Genomic DNA, 21,630 nt, shown 5'->3' on the forward strand with positions numbered 1-21,630 from the left:
ATGAAATACTTGGACGAACCGTCACGGAAGTCCTCTACCATTGTAGCGGAAGAATCCATCTTTGTGCCAAGATCCTGAATAGTTCCCTGCTGCTGGTTGTTGTTCTGCTGCTGATTATTGTTGTTTCCCTGTTCCCAAGGATTCTGGTTCTGGTTGTTGTTATTGTTTGAAGCTCCGTCCTTATTATAGGTTACAAACTGATAATAAGCCGTAAGAGGAGTGTTTCCGTTGTAGTGGTTGAGCCAGCCGTCAACGCCTCTGCCGGGCCATGTGTTCATCATGATCTTGCCAGCAGTCTTGGGAATATTCTGGTTAGCTGTATATACTGCTCTTCCGTCAACATACCATGTGATATGATCGGGCTGCCAGTCGAAGCCGTAGGTGTGGAAGCCCTGTGAAGCGTCGAATCCGAGATCGTACATCTTCTCGTGATTACCCTGTCCGTTGGTATAGTAGTTGAACTGTACCTTTGTGGTATCCTTGCCGAGGATCTCGATATCTATCTCATCCCACGGATTGTCGTCGGAAGGACCTGTGTAGGTAAAGAATGAAGATACGACACCGTCATTCTTTATTGCCTGCATAGAAGTCTCATAGTAGCCGTAGTGGTAGAAGTCGGTAGTTCTGTACTCGGCGCCTGCATAGTTGTACTTGCCTGTCTTGTCCTTATCTATGGAGAGTGTCAGGCAGCCCTTGTCAAGAGAGGTCTGTGTTGCATACCAGCCGCAGTCGAAGGGATCGCCGTTCTCCCAGCCGTCGGAAGCTATGAAATACTTGGACGAACCGTCACGGAAGTCCTCTACCATTGTAGCGGAAGAATTCATAGGTGTGCCGTAGTCCTTGATATTAAGTTCGGGAGCAGTTGTCGTGGTAGTAGTTGTTGTGGTCGTGGATGTGGTCGTTGATGTAGTAGTCGTTGTGGTAGTAGTTGTAGTTGTTGAGGTAGTTGTAGGTGTCGTTGTGGTAGTGGTCGTGGTATTGTCGTTATTATTCGGGAGATACGACTCGGGAAGCTCTTTTATAATATTGAGCAGATACTTCTGTATGGAGAGCGCATCGTTCGTTGTGATCGACGAGCCGTTCTCATAAACATCCGCATTACGCATTCCCTGCTCTGTTATCCTGTGCTGATCCGTACCGTTTACGCCGTACTTGTTAGGATTTGCAAGTGCCTGCATAAGGATAACAGCGTCGCCCATATCAACTGTTCCGTCGCAGTTGGTGTCTCCCCACTTTGTAACATCGTCAGCCGCATTTGAGGATAACGACGTACCCGTCATTGGGAAAGTCATCATGGCGCAGGCTGCAAATACAGCAGCACAGCGCTTGAATGTGTGCTTTTTCATAAATCTTCCCTCTCATTCCGTGACAAAGGTCACTAAAATAAATTATTTACATTGAAACAGAACGTGTCAAAAGCACACAGAGCTTTTGCAGCACGTTATGTCACATTCTGAGATATCCTTCGGAACTCTGACGGAGTATATCCCGTCTGTTCCTTGAACTGCCTTGCAAAATGAACATAGCTGCGGTATCCGCTGCTGGCGGAGATATCGTTTATATTCATATTTGTGGTCGAAAGCAGCATTTTCGCATAAGTAACACGGCTTTTTACGAGGTCCTCGATAAAGGTCACGCCGAAATGCTTCTTATAGGCGTGCTGGAAAGCCGAGCGGCTCATCCTCACCTCATGAGCTGTACTGTCAACGCTGCGCTGCTCATAGGGGCGGCTGTATATCTTATTGCGTACAGTCGATATGAGCTCGAACTGTGTGCTGCGCCTGCCGGATATGCTGTTCTGAGTCTTTTCCTTTATCTTTATGAACATGAGTCTCATAAAGAGCTCTGCCGACTCTACCCTGCACGGGTTGTCGGAATATCTTTCGTAAGCTATGGACTTCACGCAGTAGCTGAGGAACTCCAGCGGCATGGGTATTGCCGTTTCAAGAGGCAGAGCCATTCTCAGGAAGTCCTCCTCCTCACCTGCGTCGTCAAAATCAAAATGCACCCAGTCATTCTCGAAAACATTCAGCGGTACACAGCGGTAGCGCTGAGGTCTGCCCTTCGGATAAATAAAGACCGAACCCGCGGGGGTAAGTATTTCCTTTCCGTCCACCTCAAAAACAGCGGGTGTGCGGACAAGCAGCAGCAGATAATCGCCGCTTCCGTCAGGTCTGTCTATGAAGAAATCTGCGTCATGGCAGTGGTCAAAGCCAACATTATTAATGATCATTGTCAATTCTCCGTTTTCTAAATATTCCGTTTTATGACAGATCCATAATTCAACATACACTTGCCTTTTTATTCATTGTGTAGATTATAACATTTTCAAATCTGTTTTTATATTATTTTATTGTCAAAATTAGCAATATTATGATATCTGCATAAAACGTTATCCCCCGCACAGGCGAGGGATACTTAAGTTTTAACTATTCTCTTTCATGAAATCAGGAAATTTGTAGCGCTTTTTGTACTCCTTCGGAGTTACGCCAAGGTATTTCTTGAATATCTTGATAAAATAGCTCTGGGAGCTGAAACCGAGAAGGTTGCTTATCTCAGAATCCGTATATTCCGAAAACGTCAGCAGATTTGCTGCTTCCTCCGCCTTCGTCTTGCTTACATAATTACTGAAAGCGATACCCGTTTCCGACTTGAAAAGTCTCGAAAGATATGCGGGACTTATCTTAAGGAAGTCCGCAGCGTCCTCTATCATTATCTTTCCGTGCAGATGCTCGCTTATGTAGTCGAGAGCGCGTACTATCTGCTTTGAATAGATACCGCTGTTGCGTACTCTTCTCATATGTCGGGTATAGCCCTCTATCATTTCCTGATGAACTGCATGGACCTCGTCCTCCGTCCTGCATTCATCGGCTTTCATTATATAAATGTCACTGAGATTGTAAGCCTCTTCAAGAGTCATGCCGCTGTTTATGCAGAATCGTGCAATAAGTGCGGCTGATATTGAAAAATGGTACTTCAGGTTTCTGAGAGGATCCTTGCTCAGGATACCGTATCCCTCGCTGCAAAGAGGAGTTGCAAACACCTTCACAAGCTCGATGTTTCCCGAACAGATACTCTCATAGCAGGCTATTTCACGGTCGAAAGGCGCGTGCTCAAAGCCCTCCTCACGTTTCAGAAAGAGATGGGATGAAATGTATTTTTCCGTATAATCGCTCACGTATGACACCTCACTTTACATGGTACTTTAAATACATTATATCATCAAATTGTGAATTAATCAAGCACAATATGTTACTTAAATCAAGCTCACTGCACAAAAAGTGCAGCGAGCCCGATAAGCTGATATTCTCACGATCACATACCTGTTTCATGGAAGAAATACGGAAGCGCATCATATACATAATGCCTTACATAGCCCCACCAGTGCGTTTTGCCCGGAGCGACCATGAAGTAGAAGTTGCCCTTTGAGAAGTCGGAGGTATAGATGAACTGGCTCATCTTCTTCATTTCGTCTATCTGAGGATTTACGTTGGGATAGGCGATATCATCGGAACCTGTAGCTGCAAAGATGAAGTACTGGTTCTTTTTGAGTCCCGACTTGTCAACAGCATTTGCAATGGACTTAGCCTTGTCGTAAGCGGAGTTGCCGTTCCAGTGATCGCCGCTGAGAGGCATGAAGTAGCCTACGATATCAAGACAGTTCTCCAGTACAGCCCATGTCGAGACAGAACCCATTGAGAAGCCGCCGTATGCTCTGTGCATCCTCGACGCCTGAAGCGAAGCCTGCGAAGTGTCCTTTTTGGCGTATGTCGAGTACTTGCCCTCTACGAAAGGAACCACGCTCTGACGGAATTCGCTGTAGAAGCGTCCTGCCTCAGTCTTGTTGAATGTTGGGAATACAACGATAAGAGGATCAAGTTCGCCGTTCATTATCATGTTGTCCAGCATATTCTGTACCATGGTATCATTCTGGGAGATAAGAGTGTTCTCGTTCTCTCCGCCGCCGTGCATGAGGTAGAAAATGTTGTACTGCTTGCTGTCATCGTAGCCGTAAGGCAGATAAACATTGAGCTTGTTGCCGCCGTTTATGCCGTTATAGCTCTCGTTTATGACCTTGCCCGCCTGCCGGCACTTATCAAAGTAATTGCCCGGAGCTTCCTTAAACTGCTTGTTTGCGTCGTAGTCAAACGGCGTCACCTGCGGTTCGGGAGTATTGTCAGGGAATTCCTTTATCTTGCCGAGAACGAACTGCTGAAGAAGTATAAGGTCGTTGACCTCGTACTCTGTGCTCTTGTCAACGTCTGACAGCCTGACGAGCAGAGCGTCCCTGCTGTCTGAAAGTATGAGCTTTCTTGCTGCGCTTACGTCCATAGCGTTGATGCGTCCGTCGGAGTTTACATCGCCGGGTATGAACTGTCCGCCGACTGCGCCTTCTATAGCTGTTCCCGCGGCAGCGACCGCTGCTTCGTCAACATAAAAGCTTGTAGTGCCGCTTTCCGTCTCAACATAGATCATTATATCGGAAGCGCCCGCAGGTACAGTAAAGTCAGTATTTGCCAGCTGTGCCCACTTGCCCTTCATTGGAGCTGCCTTGGCTATCTTTTCGTATTTTGTCTCGGTACCGTCGCTGTACTGCATCGTCAGATAGAATACCTCTGAGTCTCTGCCCTCGTTCTGCATTACGTTGGCACTGAAGCTGTAGGACTTGCCTGCGCTGAGCTTGCTGCCGACGCTTACAGCCGCACCGTTCCAGTTATCGGTCCTGCCCGAGCAGTAGAGCGAACCGCTGCCCTTGAATGCATTCTTTGATGAAGCTGTTACGGAAGCTCCGCCTCTGCCTTCCCAATTCTCGTCGCTGCTCTCGAATGTATAATGCAGCAGATAATCCCCTGAATCGACAGTCTTTTCAACAGTAGTTATCGTCGTTTCGTTTTTGGGGGCAGTGGACGAAGTCGTTGTAACAGGAGGCTGATCTCCCTCATCGCCGCTGAATTTCCACCAGTCGATATTGAAGAGGTAATCGTTTCCGCCTGTGTATTTGAAGTAAAGGTCATGCTCGCCGCTTGCGCCGCTTATGCTGCATGATACCTCCTCCCAGTTCTGCCAGCCGCCTGTCTTGGCAACATCGCAGGTACCTATCTTCTTGCCTGTAAGGCTGTCAAGATAGATCTCTATGCTGCCGCCGCTTCCGTTTGAAGCTACGCTTGCTGTGAACTTATCGGCACCGTTTCCGAAATCAACTCCGCTGACCTTGACATAGCTGCCGTTGCGGATATTTGATAGATTCATGCCGCCGTTGTCGCATTTTTCGGTCTTTACGCCCGATGAGAAGCATATCGTCTCACCCTCCACACGCTGATAAGGATTTAAGGATTCAAGCTGTGAAGGACCTGACTTTGTAGGCGATATAGTCGGTATGGAACCGTCAGCGCCGTACCGGAACTCGTCAACGCATACGCTTCTGTCGAAGCTGCCGCCGCCGGGGAGACTTGCATCATGGTAGAAGAGGTATGAGTGACCTTTGAAGTCGATAATACCGGGATGATTTGTGAAGCAGTTATGCATCTTCATGACCTGTCCGCCGTACTTCCACGGACCTGTGGGAGAGGGAGCTGTGGAGTAGCCTATGCTCTCAGAGCCCTCGCCGTTGTAGAACGCAGCGAAAACCAGATAATAGAGGTCGCCGCGCTTATAGAACCACGGTCCCTCGCCGTATGAGGAAGCCTTTCCTCCTCCGGGACCGAAGGTCGAGGAATTCATATCGAAGTGTCCGATCGGTCCGTCAAGAGTTACCATGTCCTCCTTCAGCTTTACATAGTAACAGGTCGGATTTCCGAACATGAGCCATGCCTGACCGTCGTCGTCAATGAATACCGTAGGATCAATGTAATCCCAGTTAGGACCGCAAAGAGGCTTGCCTAATGCATCTTTGAAAGGTCCTGTGGGCGAATCGGCTACCGCAACGCCTATGCCTCTTCCGCCGCCTGATTTGTTCTCAAGAGTCACATAGTAATAGAACTTACCGTTACGCTCTATACACTGTGAAGCCCATGCCGAATCTTCCTTGCCCCATGAGAAGGAGTCCCATGAAAGCAGCATACCATGATCTGTCCAGTTCTGCATATCCGTCGAGGAATAGCAGTGCCAGTCGGGCATATAGTAGAAGTCGGAATTGTCTTTGTCGCGTCCGGTGTATACATATACCGTATCATTATACACCATAGGCGCGGGGTCAGTGCTGTAAATCGTCTGTATACAGGGATTGTCAGCCATGACCTGAGCCGTCGGGACTGATGCGAGCACAGTCAGTGACATTGCAGCAGCAGTCGCCAATGATAAAATTTTTTTCATAAGTCTGCCCCCATTTTTTATTTTTTTGGATTTTTGCCTTTTATTTCCCTTCAGTTTGAGTGTAAACTTTTAACGGTCAAAGTTCACAATTTCTTTATATTTTATTAAAGTATAATGTAAATTTAGCCTTTTCTTATACCAAAATTTTGACATTTATAGTAAAATTACCACCTTTAATATCAAATTATTGCTAAACATATCAAATATTGCTATCCAAGCTAAAATATCTTTACATTTTGCGCTTTTGTTCAATTTTTTCCTTATTTTTCGCGGAGTTTGTTTAAGCATTCATTAAGTCCCGCAGCGCAGCAAGTTCGATTTAAAACATTATTTCAGCTCTTTTGTCAGCAATTTTTAGTCATTACAGCCAAAATCCACAAAAAACGACTTGCATTTCAATACTTGTTAATCTTACAATGAAATTATAAAAGCAGCGGAGCTTCTGCTCCGCATAAATAATCGTAAAAACTGTTTTCATTTGCTTTATTTGATATAAGGAGTGATAATATGATCTCAAAAGCTTTCAGCAGAAGCATGGGCGCAGCTGTTTCCGCAGTTATGCTTGCCTTTTCCGTTCCGTTCACGGCTTCCGCAGCCGACCAGCAGGTAAGAGGAACTATCGGCGGCTTTGACTATGAGATGTGGAATCAGAACTATACAGGCACAGTCGAATTTGAACCCGCTCAGGCTTCCTTTACCTGCTCATGGGAAAATGTTGAGGATTGCTTTATAACTATGGGCAAAAATTACGATGTTCAAAAGCTGAATTACCGATCCATCATGAATCTTTCATTTGCCTATGATGTTGATTTTACTCCGATGGGCAATGCATATTTCGGAGCATACGGCTGGACAAGAAATCCTTTGATGGAATATTATATAATTGAAGGCTGGGGCAGCTGGAGACCTAATCCTTCTCCGTACGACAAATCTTACGGTACAGCTGTAGTCAACGGTAATGAGTACGAGGTATTCACAACTACCCGCTATAATCAGCCAAGCCTTGAGGGAACACGTACATTCCCGCAGTACTGGAGCGTCCGCACCGAAAGTGCATCACGATGCAACGACACTAACCATATTTCAGGTAAGATCGACATTGCTAAGCATTTCAAATCGTGGGGCTCAATGGGACTTGATACTTCAGGAACTCTTTATGATGCAGAATTCTTTGTTGAAGGCTACAGATCCAGCGGAAGTGCTGAACTAAAAAGCTTGTTCTTCGGAGGCGGCCATGACAGCTCACCTGTCAATATCAATAGCAAATATGTAAGTAAGAATATTCTCAGAACTCCCGACGCTGACGGATATTACATCAAAAATGATTTCAACGAGGAGTACGGAGAATGGGAATCCTACGGCAACTGTTTATTCGAGCTGACTGAAATGGAAAACAATGATACAAACTGTCTGCGCGTTTACAGGCGCTCCGAACCGTGGAACGGACCGTCACTGTATCTCGGCTCAAAGACATTCATTCCGGGTGAGACCTACAGCTTTGGTGCTTCTGTTATGCAGAATACATTCCCTTCCGAGGAAATATACCTTATTCTCCAGTATACTACACAGTCAGATGTTACCAACTATCGTGTTATAGACAGCGCGACCGCAAAATGCGGCGAATGGGCAAAGCTTTCCCAACCGTTTTACAAGCTTGAAATACCCGAGGGCTCAAGAGACTTGACATTTTTTATAGATTCTGCTGAAGAATGCTGCGATATCTATATTGATGATTTCTTTATCGGAGTCAAGGGACTGAAGTCGTTTTCAGATTCTTCCTCTTTATATTCTTCCGAACTGCTCGGTGATATCAACTGCGACGGCGTTGTTGACGTATTTGATCTTGCACCTTTCAGAAGAGGTATACTCAGTATGATCGTAAGCGACTCGGCTGCACCTGCAAATTCCGATATCAACGGCGACGGAAGTGTCAATGTTGCCGATCTTGTATTGTTACAAAGATATCTCCTCGGTGCAGAGAAGCTCCCCGAAAGCGCATCAGCTACAACGACGGCTTCCACAACAACAACAACAACTACTACTACTACTACTACTACTACTACTGTTGCCGATGATATAACTACTACCACAACTTCTGCTTCAACAACTTCCCAAACGACAGAAAAGGAAACTTCAGCGACTGCATCACATAGCACAACGACCGCACCTGCTGCTTCAACAACAACTACAGCTGCGGCAGCGGAAAAAGTGTCTTATGAGTTCAAGGCTCAGTATGTAAACACAAGCGGTAAATATGACGACACCTACCCTATGACAAGGATAATAACAAGCCGCGATGAACTTGAAAGTTATATGTCAGAGTATATGGGATCTTTAAAAATTGAGCCTCTTTTCTCAAATATATATGATTCGGAAACATTCCTGAAAAACGTCGAAAATTATACCGATGAATGGTTTGGCAGCAACAAGCTTGTCGTTGTATTCCTGCGGGAAGCATTCTTAGCTCCCGACACCTACAAGGCTGCTTACATCAATAAGGACGAAGTCGGAATTGAACGCCTTAAAAACGGCGGCGATATGGCTATCTCTTACTGGCATATTTTTATTGAAGTCGATAAGGACGCCGAAATAAATGATGACTTTAAAGTCAGCGTAACAAATTCGCCTGATATGGACCTTCGCTATCCATTCGGTTAAACTAATATTATCGTAAAAGCAAAGCAGAGCTCTTAAGAGCTCTGCTTTTTCACTCATATCATTGTTATTTTTCCGAAAACATCTTCCGTGGTACGGAGCCGTCTGCTATCTTGCAAAAAATACAGTCATTCATTGTTTTCTCCTCCATATAATGATAAAAGCCATAGTTATCGGAAATACTATGGCTTTTTTATTTCGCTTATATCAGTTTGCAGCTTTTATTATTGCTTTTTTCATCTCCACAAGATCGAAAACATCGGCATTTCCGTCCTTATTAAGGTCGGAAGCCTCAAACTGCGCCTTTGTGAAATCGGCAGTCTTGTTCAGCAGATGATCCTGCAATATAACAAGATCGGAAACATCAAGCTTCCTGTCGCCGTTAAGATCGCCTGCAACAGGCTCGGTATTTGCAGTATTTCCGCTGCCGTTGCCGATGACGAAATCGCTCTTCACAAGCTCGAACCTTTCGCCGTTCTGATCCTCGGCAGTGATCTTGTAGGTATAATCTCCGTCATTAAGAACGTTGAACACGATATTCCTGTCAAAATAAGCCGAAAGATCGTACTTCACAGAATTCGGAGCAGCTTCCGCATACTGGCTGGTAGCTTCGCCGTTTCGGAAATAAACTCCGCCGTATACCTTGGCGATAGCAAAATTGGAAGTTATGACTCCCTTAATGGAAAAAGCCTTTCCCTTTGCTATCGTTCCTGTAGGTGAAGTAGCTCCGCTTATTTTCATATCAGACTTCATGTCCTCTTTTTTCTGCATATAAGCCATGGAAGAACAGCCGCTCTTTCCGTTGTATTCAACGTGTGCCCACTCACCATCTCCCTTCGTTACGGTAAATTCAGCTCCTGCGGGGATCTCTCCCACAACGGCAGATGATGTGCTGTGTCCTGCCCTTATGTTAAGTACAGTCACAACTCCCTTTGTTGTATAAAGTCCCGCACAGTCATCGGTACAGCTGCACGCAGCCTCGGTCGCCGCGGGAGGAGTTACAGTCGTACCGCCGCCGACGTTATCGGAATATGTAAAATAAGTAAGCGGGTTGTAGTATGTTTTCGCGGGCCAGCCAGCGGATAAAGCTGTGCAAATACCGAAGTGCAGATGATTTCCGGAGGAATTTCCCGTGCTTCCGACTTTGGCGATGATATCGCCCTGCTTTACAGCAGCTCCGCCGCTGACAAGAAGCTGTGAAGCGTGGGCATAGAACGTATAAACTCCAAGGTCTGCATGATAGATTATTACCATGTAGCCGTAGCCGTCCTTCCAGTCTGCGGAAGTGACCTGACCGCCGTATGCCGCATAAATATTGCTTCCGCCGTTTGCCTCGATATCTATTCCGTTGTGATATCCCGAAGCATCGCTTATATTTCTGTTCTCATCGAAATATGTGGTTATGTTTTTGTACTGCGGCTCCGTGGGCCATACCGCATATGCGGCTGCATGAACATTTCCGCCAAATGGCAGCCATATCTGCGCGGTGAATATCAATGCTATAACAACAAGGACAGCCGAAGCTCTCCTGAGAATATTTTTCATATGTAAAACTCCTTTTTGCAGGTAAACGAAAATTTCTAATATACATATTACCATATTTCTGCCAAAAAGTCAATCCGATGCTGTAAGACACAACAAAAAAGGAGCTGCCAAATGCATGATATGCAGTTCACGAACCAATAACAGTACTTGACATTTTTCTGATTATGAGCTAAAATTAATATAAATATATGCTAACTTAAAGGAGTTTTATATATGTTCAAAACTACAATAAAAATCGAAGGCATGATGTGCAATATGTGTGAGGCTCACGTCAATGACGCTGTACGCGCAGCCGTATCCGCTTCAAAGGTGAATTCTTCACATAAAAAAGGCATTACCGAGGTCATCACCGAAAAGGAACCCGACGAGACAGTCCTCAGGGAAGCCGTTGAAAAGGACGGCTACAAGGTGCTCGGCATAACTACAGAGCCTTATGAGAAAAAAGGCCTTTTCGGAAGAAAGTGAACCTATATCCCTGCATAATAATACACTGATACTAACAGGAGCAGACATGGATACACTAAAAGCCGAACAATTCATAAAAACTAAGGCAAGACCTCTCGAAAAGACGCTTTTTGACTGGTATTTCGGGAACGGCACAAGACAGCAGGCAGTTTACTGCGTTATGGATTTTCAGAATGACGACTGCGGCTTCGGCAGAGCAATTGAGCCCGACAACTGGAACCCTAACTCAAATCCCATAGCCACGAATGACGCTATAATGACTCTTTTCAGGATAGGAGCACTTGACGAAACAAGCCGCCTAACCGACAGGATCGTTCATTATCTCAGCTCTCACGACTCATTCGACGAAGAGAAGCAGCGCTGGCTTTTTGCGATAGACAGCAATAAGGACTTCCCTCATGCAGTATGGTGGGAAAAGAAGGGCGACGGTATAAGAGGTTTCAATCCTTCTGTATCACTTGCTGCGTTTATGTGCTGTTTCAGCGAGGAAAAGCAGTTTTACGTTCAGATCTGCCTTGACGCATTTAATGAAATTGCCGATCAGAATGAAATGATAGCAGACGACCTCAAGTGCTATCTCCTTGCATATGAGCTTATGGAAAGGCATAATAGTTCTCTTATCGGCAGCAATTTCAACGCAAAGGCTCTGCTGTGCGAAAAGCTTGAACAGGTAATATGCAGCGATACTTCAAAATACGCATCGGAATATGTTCCCAGACCCTCCGACTTTTTCTGCGGTATCTTCGGACAGTTCATTACCGATAAGATACGTAAGCTCATAAAGGCTGAGCGTGAGATACTCGGCAGCCTGCAGCAGGAGGACGGCGGATTCGATATCTCATGGCAGTGGCATACGGACTATGAAGAATTCGCACAGGCACGGGAATGGTGGAGACCGAGGATAACTCTTGATAAGCTGCTGTTTTACAGATATAATGCATGATAAACGGAGGAAAAGATGAAACACGGACTTGTTCTTGAAGGCGGCGCCATGCGCGGTCTTTTTACCGCAGGCGTTATCGACGTCCTCATGGAAAACGAAATATCATTCGACGCAGTTGTCGGAGTTTCCGCAGGTGCCTGCTTCGGCTGCAATTATAAATCGGGACAGATACGCAGAGCTATACGCTATAACACAAGATTTTGCAGGGACAAGCGCTATTGCAGCACCCTTTCTCTCATAAAAACAGGGGATATGTTCGGAGCTGAGTTCTGTTATCATACTATCCCCGAAAAGCTCGATATTTTCGACAAGAAAGCCTTTGATTCCTCACCTGTGGACTTCTGGGTGGTCTGTACTGACGTCAGTACGGGAAAAGCAGTCTATCACAAATGCGGTCCTGTCAATTCGGACGAAATGGAATGGATAAGAGCTTCCGCTTCCATGCCCATCGCAGCAAGGATAGTGGAGATAGGCGGATACAGACTTCTTGACGGCGGCATAGCCGATTCGATACCCTTGAGGTTCATGGAGAGCAGAGGCTGCGAAAAGAACCTTGTGGTCCTCACTCAGCCCCGTGATTATGTGAAAAAGCCAACAGGCGCCATGAAGCTCATGAAGCTCAAATACCGCAGATACCCCGAGCTCCTTAAGGCTGTGGAAAACAGGCATAAAATGTACAACAATGAGCTTAAATACATCCGCAGCGCCGAGGAAAAAGGCTCTGCATTCGTTATAGCTCCTCCCGAAGCGCTTCCCGTAGGTCATATCGAGCATGACCCCGATGTTATGCGGGAGGTATACCGCATAGGCAGGCGCATCGCAAACGAAAACCTTGAAGCTCTCAAAAGCTTTCTTACACAAGAGTAAAAGCAGGACCTGTTCGGCTGAACAGGTCTTTTTTGCTAATATTTTACAGCGTTTATGTCGGGAGCTCCGCCGTTTATCATGGCAAGGACTGTTTCCGAAAGCTTTTTTGTGAGCTGTACGCTCTCCTTCTCGTCTCCTGCAAGCTCTAAATATACGGAGGTCTCGTCAATAGTGAACTCGGAAAAGAAAACCAGCCTTCTGCTCTCGGGTCTGTTGGGATTTGCCCTTGAATAGCCTGTTTTCACGGTTACTCCGTTTATTTCGGCTGTACTTTCATTGCCGCTTATTATAACATCTGTAAGGGGAAGTCCTTTCCGTGCAAGATTTATGTGTATATCGTCAGCAATCAGCCCGATCCGCTCCATTTCTCCCGTTTCCGCCTTGAACACAGCATGAGGCAATCCGTTTGCGTCCGATAATTCTATCGTCGGCAGAATTTCGCGGAGCTCGTCTGCGGTCAGCTGTCTTTCCGTAACTTCATATTCATATGCGTAACATGCTTCACCAATTGCCTTCGTCCTGCCGTATACAAAGCTTTCGCCGCTTTCAAGAGTTACGGTGTAGCTTTTGGCTCCGAACAGGTCATTGCGTATACCCCAAAAAGCTGCGGCTGCTATGGCAAGTACAAAGCAGGCAGCAAGAGGCAGAAGCTTTTTCACAGTCTTTGCAGCGGAAGATGTGCCATACTTTTTATGATACTCCATGATATTCGAGAGCATACGCTCATTTGCGGCTTCATCGGGCAGTATCCTGTCCCATGACGCGATCATCATGTCATTTTTCATCTGTTTCTTCACCTAACCTTTCTTTAAGGATAACACGGGCTTCATGCAGATAGTTTCTTACAGTCGATTTCGGCTTTCTGAGGATATCCGCTATCTCTGCACTGTTGTAGCCCTCGTAGTAATACAGGTATATGACCGTCTTGTATTTGTCGGGGAGTGCCATAACAGCCCCGAGAATATCGTCCCCTTCCGCTTTGTCCTCGGTCTGAAGCTCCGTGTGTTCGTCGATATCCTCACTCTTTCTGTGCCAGTGCTTAAGCTCGTCCTTGCAGATATTTGCCGCAGTCCTTATGAGCCACGCCTTTTCATGCTCGCTGTTCTTAAATCTCGGATTTTTGTCTATAAGCCTGTAAAAGGTCTCCTGGACCGCGTCCTCGGTATCTGCGGGATTTTTCATATAAGCATAGCAAACCCGATATAATGTGTTTCTGTGTCTCTCATAGATCTCTTCGATCTCTTTGTCCGTACGCAACAAAGGTCCTGACATTTCACCCGCCTCCTTTCACTTATAATACGATCAGACAGTACAAAGTGTCGGAAAATATTCAAAAAAGGACGCCTAAAAGACGTCCTTCGGCATATTTACAGTTTTACGTGCTTTTTCACGCGGTAGGATATAACAAATGCAAGCACCATTTTAAGCAGGTCAAAGGGAACGAAGGGATATACACATATCTCAGCCGCTTTTTTAAAGCTCATCGTGCTTTCTCCGATGGAATAGCCGTATACGAACCACAGTGTTCCGAACGCATAACAGACAAGAAGCCCGAGCACAAGCAATGTTATCCGCACTAAGAGCTTTTCTCCGAAAAGTCCGACACCTGCCCAGTATATCAGTGCCATAAGTACAAAACCTAATATATAACCGCCCGTGGGTCCCACAAGGATACCCACACCACCCTTGAAGCCGTTGAATACGGGAAGCCCTATAGCTCCCAGAAGAATATACGCAAATATGGAAAATAAACCGTTTTTGCCGCCGAGTGTCAATAAGGCGCAAAAAATGGCAAAGGTCTGCATAGTAAAGGATATCGCCCCGAAGGGTACGGATATCCACGCGCATACGGCTGTTATTGCCGTGAAAAGAGCTGTAAGCACTATCTCTTTTGTGGAAAAGCTCCTTTTTGTCGTGTTTTGTTCTGTCATCTGAAACATCTCCCGTAATATTGTATTTGTATTATAGCACATTGCTCTCACTTTGTCAACTACTTTTTAAAAATTGGTTGACAGATTTTTTGCTTTATTATTGTATTTATGATAATAATATATTATAAGCAGGGTGCCCCCCGCGGGCGGGTCCGCGGCGCAGATAATAAATCCCCCTGCTATTAGTCTGCGCCTGTTGCAATTCACGTAATTATATGTTATAATAAAATAAGTATTTTACGCGAGGTGTTTTTAACATAATGAAAACCAGTGAATTCCGTGATATCATTGATTATAAACGTATCAAGGCGGATTTCGACACGGGGCTGACTTCCGAACAGGTAAGGCAGAGATTTGACGAGGGTCTGGACAACCAGCCCGTTGAAGCTCCGTCAAAAACCGTCAAGGAGATACTTTACGATAACATATTCACTTACTTTAACCTTATATTTGTTATTCTTTCGGTACTGCTGATACTGGTGGGCTCTTACCGCGATCTTACATTCATGCCTGTCATTATCGCAAACGCTCTCACAGGTATCATACAGGAGCTCCGCTCGAAATCCGTGCTGGACAAGATATCTGTGCTGAACGCTCCCGTCTCTACGGTCGTCCGCGACGGAGAGATAAAAAAGATACCGTCAAAGGAGCTCGTTCTTGATGATATTGTTATTTTCAAGGCAGGAAATCAGATATGTGCCGACGCTATAGTTGTTGACGGAAATGTTTCCGTCAACGAGTCGCTCCTTACAGGTGAATCCGACGAAATAACAAAAAAGCCCGGCGATACACTTATGTCGGGAAGCTATATCGTTTCCGGCACCTGCCGTGCAAGACTTGAAAAAGTGGGCAGAGAGTCCTATATCTCAAAGCTGACGATACAGGCAAAAAAGACCAAAAAGGGCGAGCAGTCGGAAATGATACGCTCACTCAACAGGATAGTAAAATTCGCAGGATTTGCCATACTCCCTATCGGCATCATTCTTTTCTATCAGGCTTATTACCTCAATCACGAGACTATAAGAGCAAGCGTGCAGTCAATGGTGGCGGCTGTTATCGGTATGATACCCGAGGGCTTGTTCCTCCTTGCCAGCGTTGCACTCGTTATCAGCACCATGAAGCTCGCACTCAACAAGGTACTTGTACATGATATGAAATGTATCGAAACCCTTGCCCGTGTCGATGTTCTCTGCGTGGACAAGACAGGTACCATAACCGAGAACACCATGTCCGTATCGGCTGTCGTAAACGCCGAGGAGGGCGAAGATGATGACCGTATACAGGGACTTTTAAGCGACTTTGCCGCCGCCCAGGACTCCGATAACGAGACTATGGCTGCTATAAAGAGCCATTTCCACTGTCCTGCCGGACGGTCTGCGATCGCCGCAACAGGCTTCTCATCCGAGTTCAAGTACAGCAGCGTTACCTTTGAAAAGGATTCCTACGTTCTCGGAGCCCCCGAGTTCATACTGAAGGAGAATATAAAGGAGCACAGAGAGCTCATCGACTCCTACAGCCGCAAGGGCTATCGTGTGCTTGCTTTCTGCAAATACAGAGGGATACCCGACGGCAAGGAGCTCACATCGGCTGCCGAGCCTGTATGCTTTGTGATAATGTCTAACCCCATAAGAGAGAACGCTCCCGAAACCTTCAGGTATTTTGCGGAACAGGGCGTTGAGATAAAGGTAATATCGGGCGATAACCCCGTTACTGTATCGGAAGTCGCTAAAAGGGCAGGTATAAAGAATGCAGGCGACTATGTCGATGCAGCTACACTGACCACTGACAGCGCCATAAAGGAAGCCGTTACAAAGTATACCGTTTTCGGACGAGTTACTCCCGAACAGAAGCGAAAATTCGTAAGAGCTCTCAAAAAAGCGGGAAAGACCGTTGCTATGACGGGCGACGGCGTAAACGACGTACTTGCTCTCAAGGACGCCGACTGCTCCGTGGCTATGGCTTCGGGAAGCGACGTTGCCGCTCAGGCGGCTCAGCTCGTTCTGCTGGAGTCCGACTTCTCAAAGATGCCCGACGTCGTTGCCGAGGGAAGAAAGGTCGTAAACAACCTTGAACGCTCGGGCAGCCTCTTCATAGTAAAAAACATATTCTCGCTGATAATCGCTATACTTTCCATATGCTTCGGTATGAAGTATCCTCTGCTCCCCGCACAGATATCACTCATAAGCGTGTTTACCATAGGACTTCCCGCTTTCTGTCTTTCATTCATGCCAAACCGCGACCTTATACGCGGACGGTTCATAATGAATATACTTCTGAAAGCTCTTCCTGCGGCGCTTACGGACGTACTTGTGGTAGGTGCTATGATATACTTCGGCAATATCTTCAGCGTAGGAGCGAACGATATCGCCACAGCTTCCACCATACTCATGAGCATAGTTGGCATGATGATACTCTATCAGATATCGAAGCCCCTCGATGTGCTGAAAATGGGCATATGGGTGGGCTGCGGACTTGGTCTCATATGCTGTATGGTATTCGTCAGCGATCTCTTTGCTATCTCGTCAATGTCAAACAGATGTATCATACTCTGCATAAACTTCTCAATAATCGCAGAGCCCTGCCTGAGATATCTTACTATCATCACCAAAAAGGTACAAAGCTTCTTTATAAAAGAAGAAGCGGCAAAAGAATAAAAAGCTCCCGAAAGCGGCAAACGAACTGCTTTCGGGAGTTATTATTGCATTTAATTGTCACTGAGGTCGTACGGCGGTTCTTCATTGGAAAGAGCCACTTCTATGACCTTTCCGTAAAAACCCGCAGGATTGAGAAGTATCTTCTCCCCTATCAGCTTCGCCTGAGTAAGGTCGGGAGCATAAAGCCTGAGATCCATAAGGTCAAAGCCCGTATCCACACACCTTACATGGGTATAATAACCGTTTCCCACGGGCTCATACTCGATCTTAAGCTCCTTTTCGTACTTTAGCCTTGTAAAATAACGCAGAGCCGCCAGTACGAGCTTGTCCCTGTAGGACTTGGGAGCATAGTTTTTCAGCTGCTTGGCACATTCCCTGCCCTTCGGGTCAAGTACATAGTTCTCATTGCCGTTCCCGTCCTTTTCGGCGGAAACAAGTCCGTTTTTCAACAGATAGCCGATCGAGTCCTGATAGTAGAAATAGTTTATTATCCCCGTACCGATAGCTATATCGTAAAGCTGCTCGGGACTTACGGGACGGTCTATTTTATAAAGCAGATAGCAAAGAAGAATATTCAGCGTAGGAACGTCCCTAATCTCGGTATCGGCGCGTTCCGCCATTTTCATTATATTTTCGTCCTGCATAGTTTTTCACCTTAACAGAAATTCGGATAATCCAGCATATGGGACAGAAGCGCTATATTTACAGCTGCTTCCACACAAGGGACTGCGGCAGGAACAGTGCATGGGATATGCATATCGCTCTCAACGGTCTCACTGGTCATATCACGGTAATTCACAGCCGTCTGAACGCCTGCAGTGTACTCCGAGGGCTTCATGGCAACTCTGAGGGTTATAGGCATACCCGAAGATATACCGCCGATTATGCCGCCGTGATTGTTGGTCTTTGTGAGTACATGGCCGTGGTCGTTAACGTAGAATTCATCATTGTTCTGGCTTCCCACCATTTTTGCAGAGGTAAAGCCCGCACCGAATTCAAGTCCGCGTACTCCGGGGATACCGAACACCAGCTGAGCGATATTGTTCTCAAGTCCGTCGAACACGGGAGAGCCTATTCCCGCAGGAACATTCACCGCCGCGCACTCGATGACTCCGCCGAGGGACTCGCCGCCCTCGTGAGCCTTGTTTATGTCCTCTATCATATCCCAGCCCTTGCGGTCGTTTATAACGGGGAATTTCTTCTCCCTGACGCTGATAACGCCGTCACGGGTTATATTCACGGGGTCAAAGGGATTATCCTTTATGTTGTGTATCTGAAGTATATGCGCTCCCGTATAGATACCGCGTCTTTCAAGTATCTGAGCGCAGACAGCTCCCGCAAAGCAAAGCGGAGCTATAAGTCTGTCGGAAAAATGACCGCCGCCGCGCACATCGTTGAAGCCCTTGTAGCGGAGCGTGCCTGTATAATCGGCGTGTCCCGGGCGCACAAGATTGTCAAGCTCTTCGTGCTGAGGAGCGGAAGTCTCGGTATTCTGAAGGAAAGCACAGAGCGGTGAGCCCGTTGTGCGTTCGTTGAATATTCCCGACATTATATGCGGCATGGAATTAACGGAAATACCTCCGCAGGAATACCGCCTCGCCATAAACTCTCCGAGAGCTTCGGCGTCGATGTACTCCCCTGCGGGAAGATTGTCCACAGTCACTCCTATTGCAGGACCGTGAGCTTCTCCGAACATGGAAATGGATATCCTGTTATTCCATACTGATGACATTTGCTTTACCTCCGAGCATTTTGTAATCGTCAAAGAAAGCAGGATAGGACTTTTCGGCAGCCTCAGCACCCTTTATGACCACCTCGCCGTCTATGCGCGTAGCCGCAACGGCAGCAGCCATGACTATCCTGTGATCGCCGCAGCTGTCCACCGTTCCGCCGTGCATGGCGTTTGTGGGGCGGATAACAAGTCCGTCATCGGTAACAGTGACGTCTCCGCCCAGTGCATTCAGCATGGCAGAGGTACTCGCAAGACGATCGCTTTCCTTTATTTTAAGTCTTTTAGCGTTATAAATGACAGAGTCGCCGTTTCCGAATGCTCCCAGCACGGCAAGTACGGGTACAAGGTCGGGAATATCCGAGCAGTCGGCTCTGTAATGTCCGATATTGCCATTATAACACATATCACTGATAATTTCAAGGATTTTCTTGTCGCCCTGAACACTGTTTTCATTGAGATTGTGCAGCTCCACCTCCGAACCGAGAGCATTTGCCACGCAGAAGAAGGCTGCCTGAGAATAATCTCCCTCTATTTTTTCGTCACGGGCTCTGTATCTCTGTCCGCCCTTTATGCGGAAGCCACGCTCCGTTTCCTCAGCGGAAACACCGAAACGGCGCAGAGTTTCGATGGTTATATCCACATAGGGACGGGATTCGAGGTGTGAAGTGAGAACTATCTCGGAATCACCGTCAAGCAGCGGAAGTGCAAAGAGAAGTCCCGTTATGAACTGTGAGGACACATCGCCTTCTATTTCAAAAATGTCGCTTCTGAGTCCGCCCGAAACGGTAAACGGCATGGTGTTGTGATAGTCGAAGCTCACACCGTTTCTGCCCAGCTCACGTATAAATATATCTATGGGGCGCTGAGGGAGCCTTCCCCTGCCGTGAAATTCGGTGCTTTTGCCTATTGCAGCCGCAACAGGTATGATAAAACGGAGCGTTGAACCGCTCTCGTTGCAGTCTATAACGCAGCTGTCCGCAGTTTTTCCTCCAGTTCCCTTAACGGTGATATCACCGCCGTTTACGGTGAATTCAGCTCCGAGAGCAGTCATTGCCCCGATAGTAGCCTCAATGTCCTTTGACATGGTGACACCGCTGAGGTGAGAAACTCCGTCGGCAAGCGCCGCACAGATTATGGAACGGTGAGCGCAGCTCTTTGACGCAGGCACGTCGAGCTTTCCGCGCAATACCGAAGGTCTTATGCTGATATCCATTTTCAGCCCTCCATAAGACGGCAGAATTCAGTGAAAGGTACCTTTACTATCTCGCATTTGCCGACTTCCCTGCATATAATATAGTTTATGTCTTTCTTTTCGTTCTTTTTGTCCTTTGAGCAGAATGGCAGCAGCTCACTCATGGGGATATCGCTTCCTGTGGGGAGCTTATATGCTGCACAGCACTTCTTCAGTCTCTCCGAGAGCTGAGGTGCAAGCCTGTCCGTTATCATGCACATACCTGCTGCGACTCCCTCACCGTGAGAGAAGCCTGTATAGTTGTGCCAGCCCTCAAGGGCATGTCCGAGTGTATGACCGAAGTTGAGAATCATGCGCTCTCCCCTGTCGAACTCATCATTTTCAACCACCGCTCGCTTGATATCTATGCATTTGTATACCATTTCGTCCATTATATCGTCTATATTTTCAATATCGTGTGACTCCATGAGCTCAAAAAGCTTTTCATCGCGTATCATACCGTACTTTATGCACTCGCCCATTCCCTCGGAGAGTATCTCCTGCGGAAGAGTTTTCAGTGCGTCGCTGTCGCAGATCACCAGTGCAGGCTGCTTGAAAGCACCTACGAGGTTCTTTCCTCCGAGGATATCTATGGCAGTCTTGCCGCCTACAGATGAATCCACCTGTGAAAGCAGAGTCGTGGGTATCTGCACGAATTCAACTCCCCTGAGATAGGAAGCTGCGGCAAATCCCGTGATATCGCCCACTACTCCTCCTCCGAGAGCAACGATGATATCTGACCTCGTGATATTGCTCTCACAGAGAAAATCATAAATATTTCCGAGATTTGCGAGGCTCTTTGAGGGTTCTCCGTTTGGAAAAACAAAGACGCTGCATTCAAATCCCACAGCCTTCATTGAGTCAAGAACGGTCTGCAAATGCAGCTTTTCGACGATATCATCAGTAATAACAGCTGCTTTTCTCGAATTTGTGACCTTAGCTATGTATTCCCCGCTTTTTGCAAGTCCTCCGCGCTCTATCAGCACTTCATAAGGATGGCTTGTTTTTATGCTTATCTTCTTCATTCTGCCGACCTCCGAAACGAATTCCGAAACTGAAATACATCAGTTTCACGATGCTAATAAAAATTATACCATACACTGTAAGGGCTGTCAACACTTTTCGGCTTTAAAACTTTTAATCGCTGAATAATTGTTGTACGATACATAGAAAATCAGCTTCATGATTTGTTAATTTTATCTGTTTTTTTCACATTAATACCTAAAGCGAGCCTTTTCGGATTGTGCATAATCCACACTAATTTTCAACTTTCTTATGTCTCATAGGTGCAGTTC

17 protein-coding genes are annotated in these 21,630 nt (G+C 46.5%); 5 read left to right on the forward strand and 12 right to left on the reverse strand.

The window, feature by feature from the left end:
- From Q0R37_RS15645 to Q0R37_RS07680, 4 genes are all read right to left on the reverse strand, one after another.
- Positions 1-1,346, reverse strand: a 1,346-nt coding sequence (locus Q0R37_RS15645; protein WP_366517407.1) for a family 16 glycosylhydrolase, incomplete at its 3' end; no start/stop codon positions are given.
- 95 nt (positions 1,347-1,441) lie between these two features.
- Positions 1,442-2,233 (reverse strand): AraC family transcriptional regulator, encoded by a 792-nt coding sequence (locus tag Q0R37_RS07670; protein ID WP_294753031.1) that lies wholly within the window; start codon positions 2,231-2,233, stop codon positions 1,442-1,444.
- Positions 2,234-2,425: 192 nt separating this feature from the next.
- On the reverse strand, positions 2,426-3,178 hold the full coding sequence (locus tag Q0R37_RS07675) for an AraC family transcriptional regulator (protein WP_294753033.1): 753 nt from the start codon (positions 3,176-3,178) through the stop codon (positions 2,426-2,428).
- A gap of 137 nt (positions 3,179-3,315) precedes the next feature.
- Positions 3,316-6,312 (reverse strand): family 43 glycosylhydrolase, encoded by a 2,997-nt coding sequence (locus tag Q0R37_RS07680; RefSeq protein ID WP_294753034.1) that lies wholly within the window; start codon positions 6,310-6,312, stop codon positions 3,316-3,318.
- Positions 6,313-6,819: 507 nt separating this feature from the next.
- On the opposite strand from Q0R37_RS07680, the gene Q0R37_RS07685 reads away from it, so the two are divergent.
- On the forward strand, positions 6,820-8,970 hold the full coding sequence (locus Q0R37_RS07685) for a glycoside hydrolase family 11 protein (RefSeq protein WP_294753036.1): 2,151 nt from the start codon (positions 6,820-6,822) through the stop codon (positions 8,968-8,970).
- A 204-nt stretch (positions 8,971-9,174) separates the two neighbouring features.
- On the opposite strand, the gene Q0R37_RS07690 is transcribed toward Q0R37_RS07685, so the two are convergent.
- Positions 9,175-10,512, reverse strand: coding sequence for a peptidoglycan DD-metalloendopeptidase family protein (locus Q0R37_RS07690; protein ID WP_294753037.1), 1,338 nt, complete (start codon positions 10,510-10,512; stop codon positions 9,175-9,177).
- 213 nt (positions 10,513-10,725) lie between these two features.
- Here Q0R37_RS07690 and Q0R37_RS07695 point away from each other — a divergent pair, with 213 nt between their 5' ends.
- Genes Q0R37_RS07695 through Q0R37_RS07705 form a run of 3 tightly spaced genes read left to right on the forward strand, consistent with a single transcriptional unit; the run spans position 10,726 to position 12,787 of the window.
- On the forward strand, positions 10,726-10,977 hold the full coding sequence (locus Q0R37_RS07695) for an ATPase P (protein ID WP_294753039.1): 252 nt from the start codon (positions 10,726-10,728) through the stop codon (positions 10,975-10,977).
- A gap of 46 nt (positions 10,978-11,023) precedes the next feature.
- Positions 11,024-11,920: a hypothetical protein gene (locus Q0R37_RS07700; RefSeq protein WP_294753041.1), complete on the forward strand. Its 897-nt coding sequence runs from the start codon at positions 11,024-11,026 to the stop codon at positions 11,918-11,920.
- Positions 11,921-11,935: 15 nt separating this feature from the next.
- Positions 11,936-12,787 (forward strand): patatin family protein, encoded by an 852-nt coding sequence (locus Q0R37_RS07705; protein WP_294753043.1) that lies wholly within the window; start codon positions 11,936-11,938, stop codon positions 12,785-12,787.
- Positions 12,788-12,822: 35 nt separating this feature from the next.
- Here the strand turns inward: Q0R37_RS07705 and Q0R37_RS07710 are convergent, their stop codons facing one another.
- The 3 genes from Q0R37_RS07710 to Q0R37_RS07720 form a co-directional block, all read right to left on the reverse strand.
- Positions 12,823-13,572 (reverse strand): hypothetical protein, encoded by a 750-nt coding sequence (locus Q0R37_RS07710; protein ID WP_294753045.1) that lies wholly within the window; start codon positions 13,570-13,572, stop codon positions 12,823-12,825.
- Entirely contained in the window at positions 13,562-14,059 is a 498-nt protein-coding gene (locus Q0R37_RS07715) for a sigma-70 family RNA polymerase sigma factor (RefSeq protein WP_294753047.1), read from the reverse strand. Before Q0R37_RS07715 ends, Q0R37_RS07710 begins: the two co-directional genes overlap by 11 nt.
- Positions 14,060-14,154: 95 nt before the next feature.
- Positions 14,155-14,718: a biotin transporter BioY gene (locus Q0R37_RS07720; protein WP_294753049.1), complete on the reverse strand. Its 564-nt coding sequence runs from the start codon at positions 14,716-14,718 to the stop codon at positions 14,155-14,157.
- Between the two features lie 260 nt (positions 14,719-14,978).
- On the opposite strand from Q0R37_RS07720, the gene Q0R37_RS07725 reads away from it, so the two are divergent.
- Positions 14,979-17,372: a cation-translocating P-type ATPase gene (locus tag Q0R37_RS07725; RefSeq protein WP_294753051.1), complete on the forward strand. Its 2,394-nt coding sequence runs from the start codon at positions 14,979-14,981 to the stop codon at positions 17,370-17,372.
- 50 nt (positions 17,373-17,422) lie between these two features.
- Here Q0R37_RS07725 and Q0R37_RS07730 read toward each other — a convergent pair whose 3' ends face one another.
- From Q0R37_RS07730 to aroB, 4 genes are read right to left on the reverse strand one after another with little or no spacing between them, the layout of a single operon-like run.
- Complete coding sequence (locus tag Q0R37_RS07730; protein ID WP_294753053.1) at positions 17,423-18,016, reverse strand: DUF4364 family protein; 594 nt, start codon at positions 18,014-18,016, stop codon at positions 17,423-17,425.
- An 11-nt stretch (positions 18,017-18,027) separates the two neighbouring features.
- Positions 18,028-19,104, reverse strand: coding sequence for a chorismate synthase (gene aroC / locus Q0R37_RS07735; RefSeq protein WP_294753055.1), 1,077 nt, complete (start codon positions 19,102-19,104; stop codon positions 18,028-18,030).
- Positions 19,085-20,317 (reverse strand): 3-phosphoshikimate 1-carboxyvinyltransferase, encoded by a 1,233-nt coding sequence (gene aroA, locus Q0R37_RS07740; RefSeq protein WP_294753057.1) that lies wholly within the window; start codon positions 20,315-20,317, stop codon positions 19,085-19,087. Before aroA ends, aroC begins: the two co-directional genes overlap by 20 nt.
- A 2-nt stretch (positions 20,318-20,319) precedes the next feature.
- Complete coding sequence (gene aroB / locus Q0R37_RS07745) at positions 20,320-21,360, reverse strand: 3-dehydroquinate synthase (RefSeq protein ID WP_294753059.1); 1,041 nt, start codon at positions 21,358-21,360, stop codon at positions 20,320-20,322.
- Between the last annotated feature and the right edge of the window lie 270 nt (positions 21,361-21,630).

The sequence above is a fragment of the uncultured Ruminococcus sp. genome, assembly GCF_946415235.1.
Lineage (GTDB): Bacteria > Bacillota > Clostridia > Oscillospirales > Ruminococcaceae > Ruminococcus.

What these genes read in the sequence shown, in the direction of transcription:
- aroA (WP_294753057.1), bottom strand. Translation starts at nt 20,317, where the DNA reads ATGGATATCAGCATAAGACCTTCGGTATTGCGCGGAAAGCTCGACGTG.
- Q0R37_RS07700 (WP_294753041.1), top strand. Translation starts at nt 11,024, where the DNA reads ATGGATACACTAAAAGCCGAACAATTCATAAAAACTAAGGCAAGACCT.
- Q0R37_RS07670 (WP_294753031.1), bottom strand. Translation starts at nt 2,233, where the DNA reads ATGATCATTAATAATGTTGGCTTTGACCACTGCCATGACGCAGATTTC.
- Q0R37_RS07720 (WP_294753049.1), bottom strand. Translation starts at nt 14,718, where the DNA reads ATGACAGAACAAAACACGACAAAAAGGAGCTTTTCCACAAAAGAGATA.
- Q0R37_RS07715 (WP_294753047.1), bottom strand. Translation starts at nt 14,059, where the DNA reads ATGTCAGGACCTTTGTTGCGTACGGACAAAGAGATCGAAGAGATCTAT.
- Q0R37_RS07690 (WP_294753037.1), bottom strand. Translation starts at nt 10,512, where the DNA reads ATGAAAAATATTCTCAGGAGAGCTTCGGCTGTCCTTGTTGTTATAGCA.
- Q0R37_RS07710 (WP_294753045.1), bottom strand. Translation starts at nt 13,572, where the DNA reads ATGAAAAATGACATGATGATCGCGTCATGGGACAGGATACTGCCCGAT.
- aroC (WP_294753055.1), bottom strand. Translation starts at nt 19,104, where the DNA reads ATGTCATCAGTATGGAATAACAGGATATCCATTTCCATGTTCGGAGAA.
- aroB (WP_294753059.1), bottom strand. Translation starts at nt 21,360, where the DNA reads ATGAAGAAGATAAGCATAAAAACAAGCCATCCTTATGAAGTGCTGATA.
- Q0R37_RS07695 (WP_294753039.1), top strand. Translation starts at nt 10,726, where the DNA reads ATGTTCAAAACTACAATAAAAATCGAAGGCATGATGTGCAATATGTGT.
- Q0R37_RS07685 (WP_294753036.1), top strand. Translation starts at nt 6,820, where the DNA reads ATGATCTCAAAAGCTTTCAGCAGAAGCATGGGCGCAGCTGTTTCCGCA.
- Q0R37_RS07680 (WP_294753034.1), bottom strand. Translation starts at nt 6,312, where the DNA reads ATGAAAAAAATTTTATCATTGGCGACTGCTGCTGCAATGTCACTGACT.
- Q0R37_RS07705 (WP_294753043.1), top strand. Translation starts at nt 11,936, where the DNA reads ATGAAACACGGACTTGTTCTTGAAGGCGGCGCCATGCGCGGTCTTTTT.
- Q0R37_RS07730 (WP_294753053.1), bottom strand. Translation starts at nt 18,016, where the DNA reads ATGCAGGACGAAAATATAATGAAAATGGCGGAACGCGCCGATACCGAG.
- Q0R37_RS07725 (WP_294753051.1), top strand. Translation starts at nt 14,979, where the DNA reads ATGAAAACCAGTGAATTCCGTGATATCATTGATTATAAACGTATCAAG.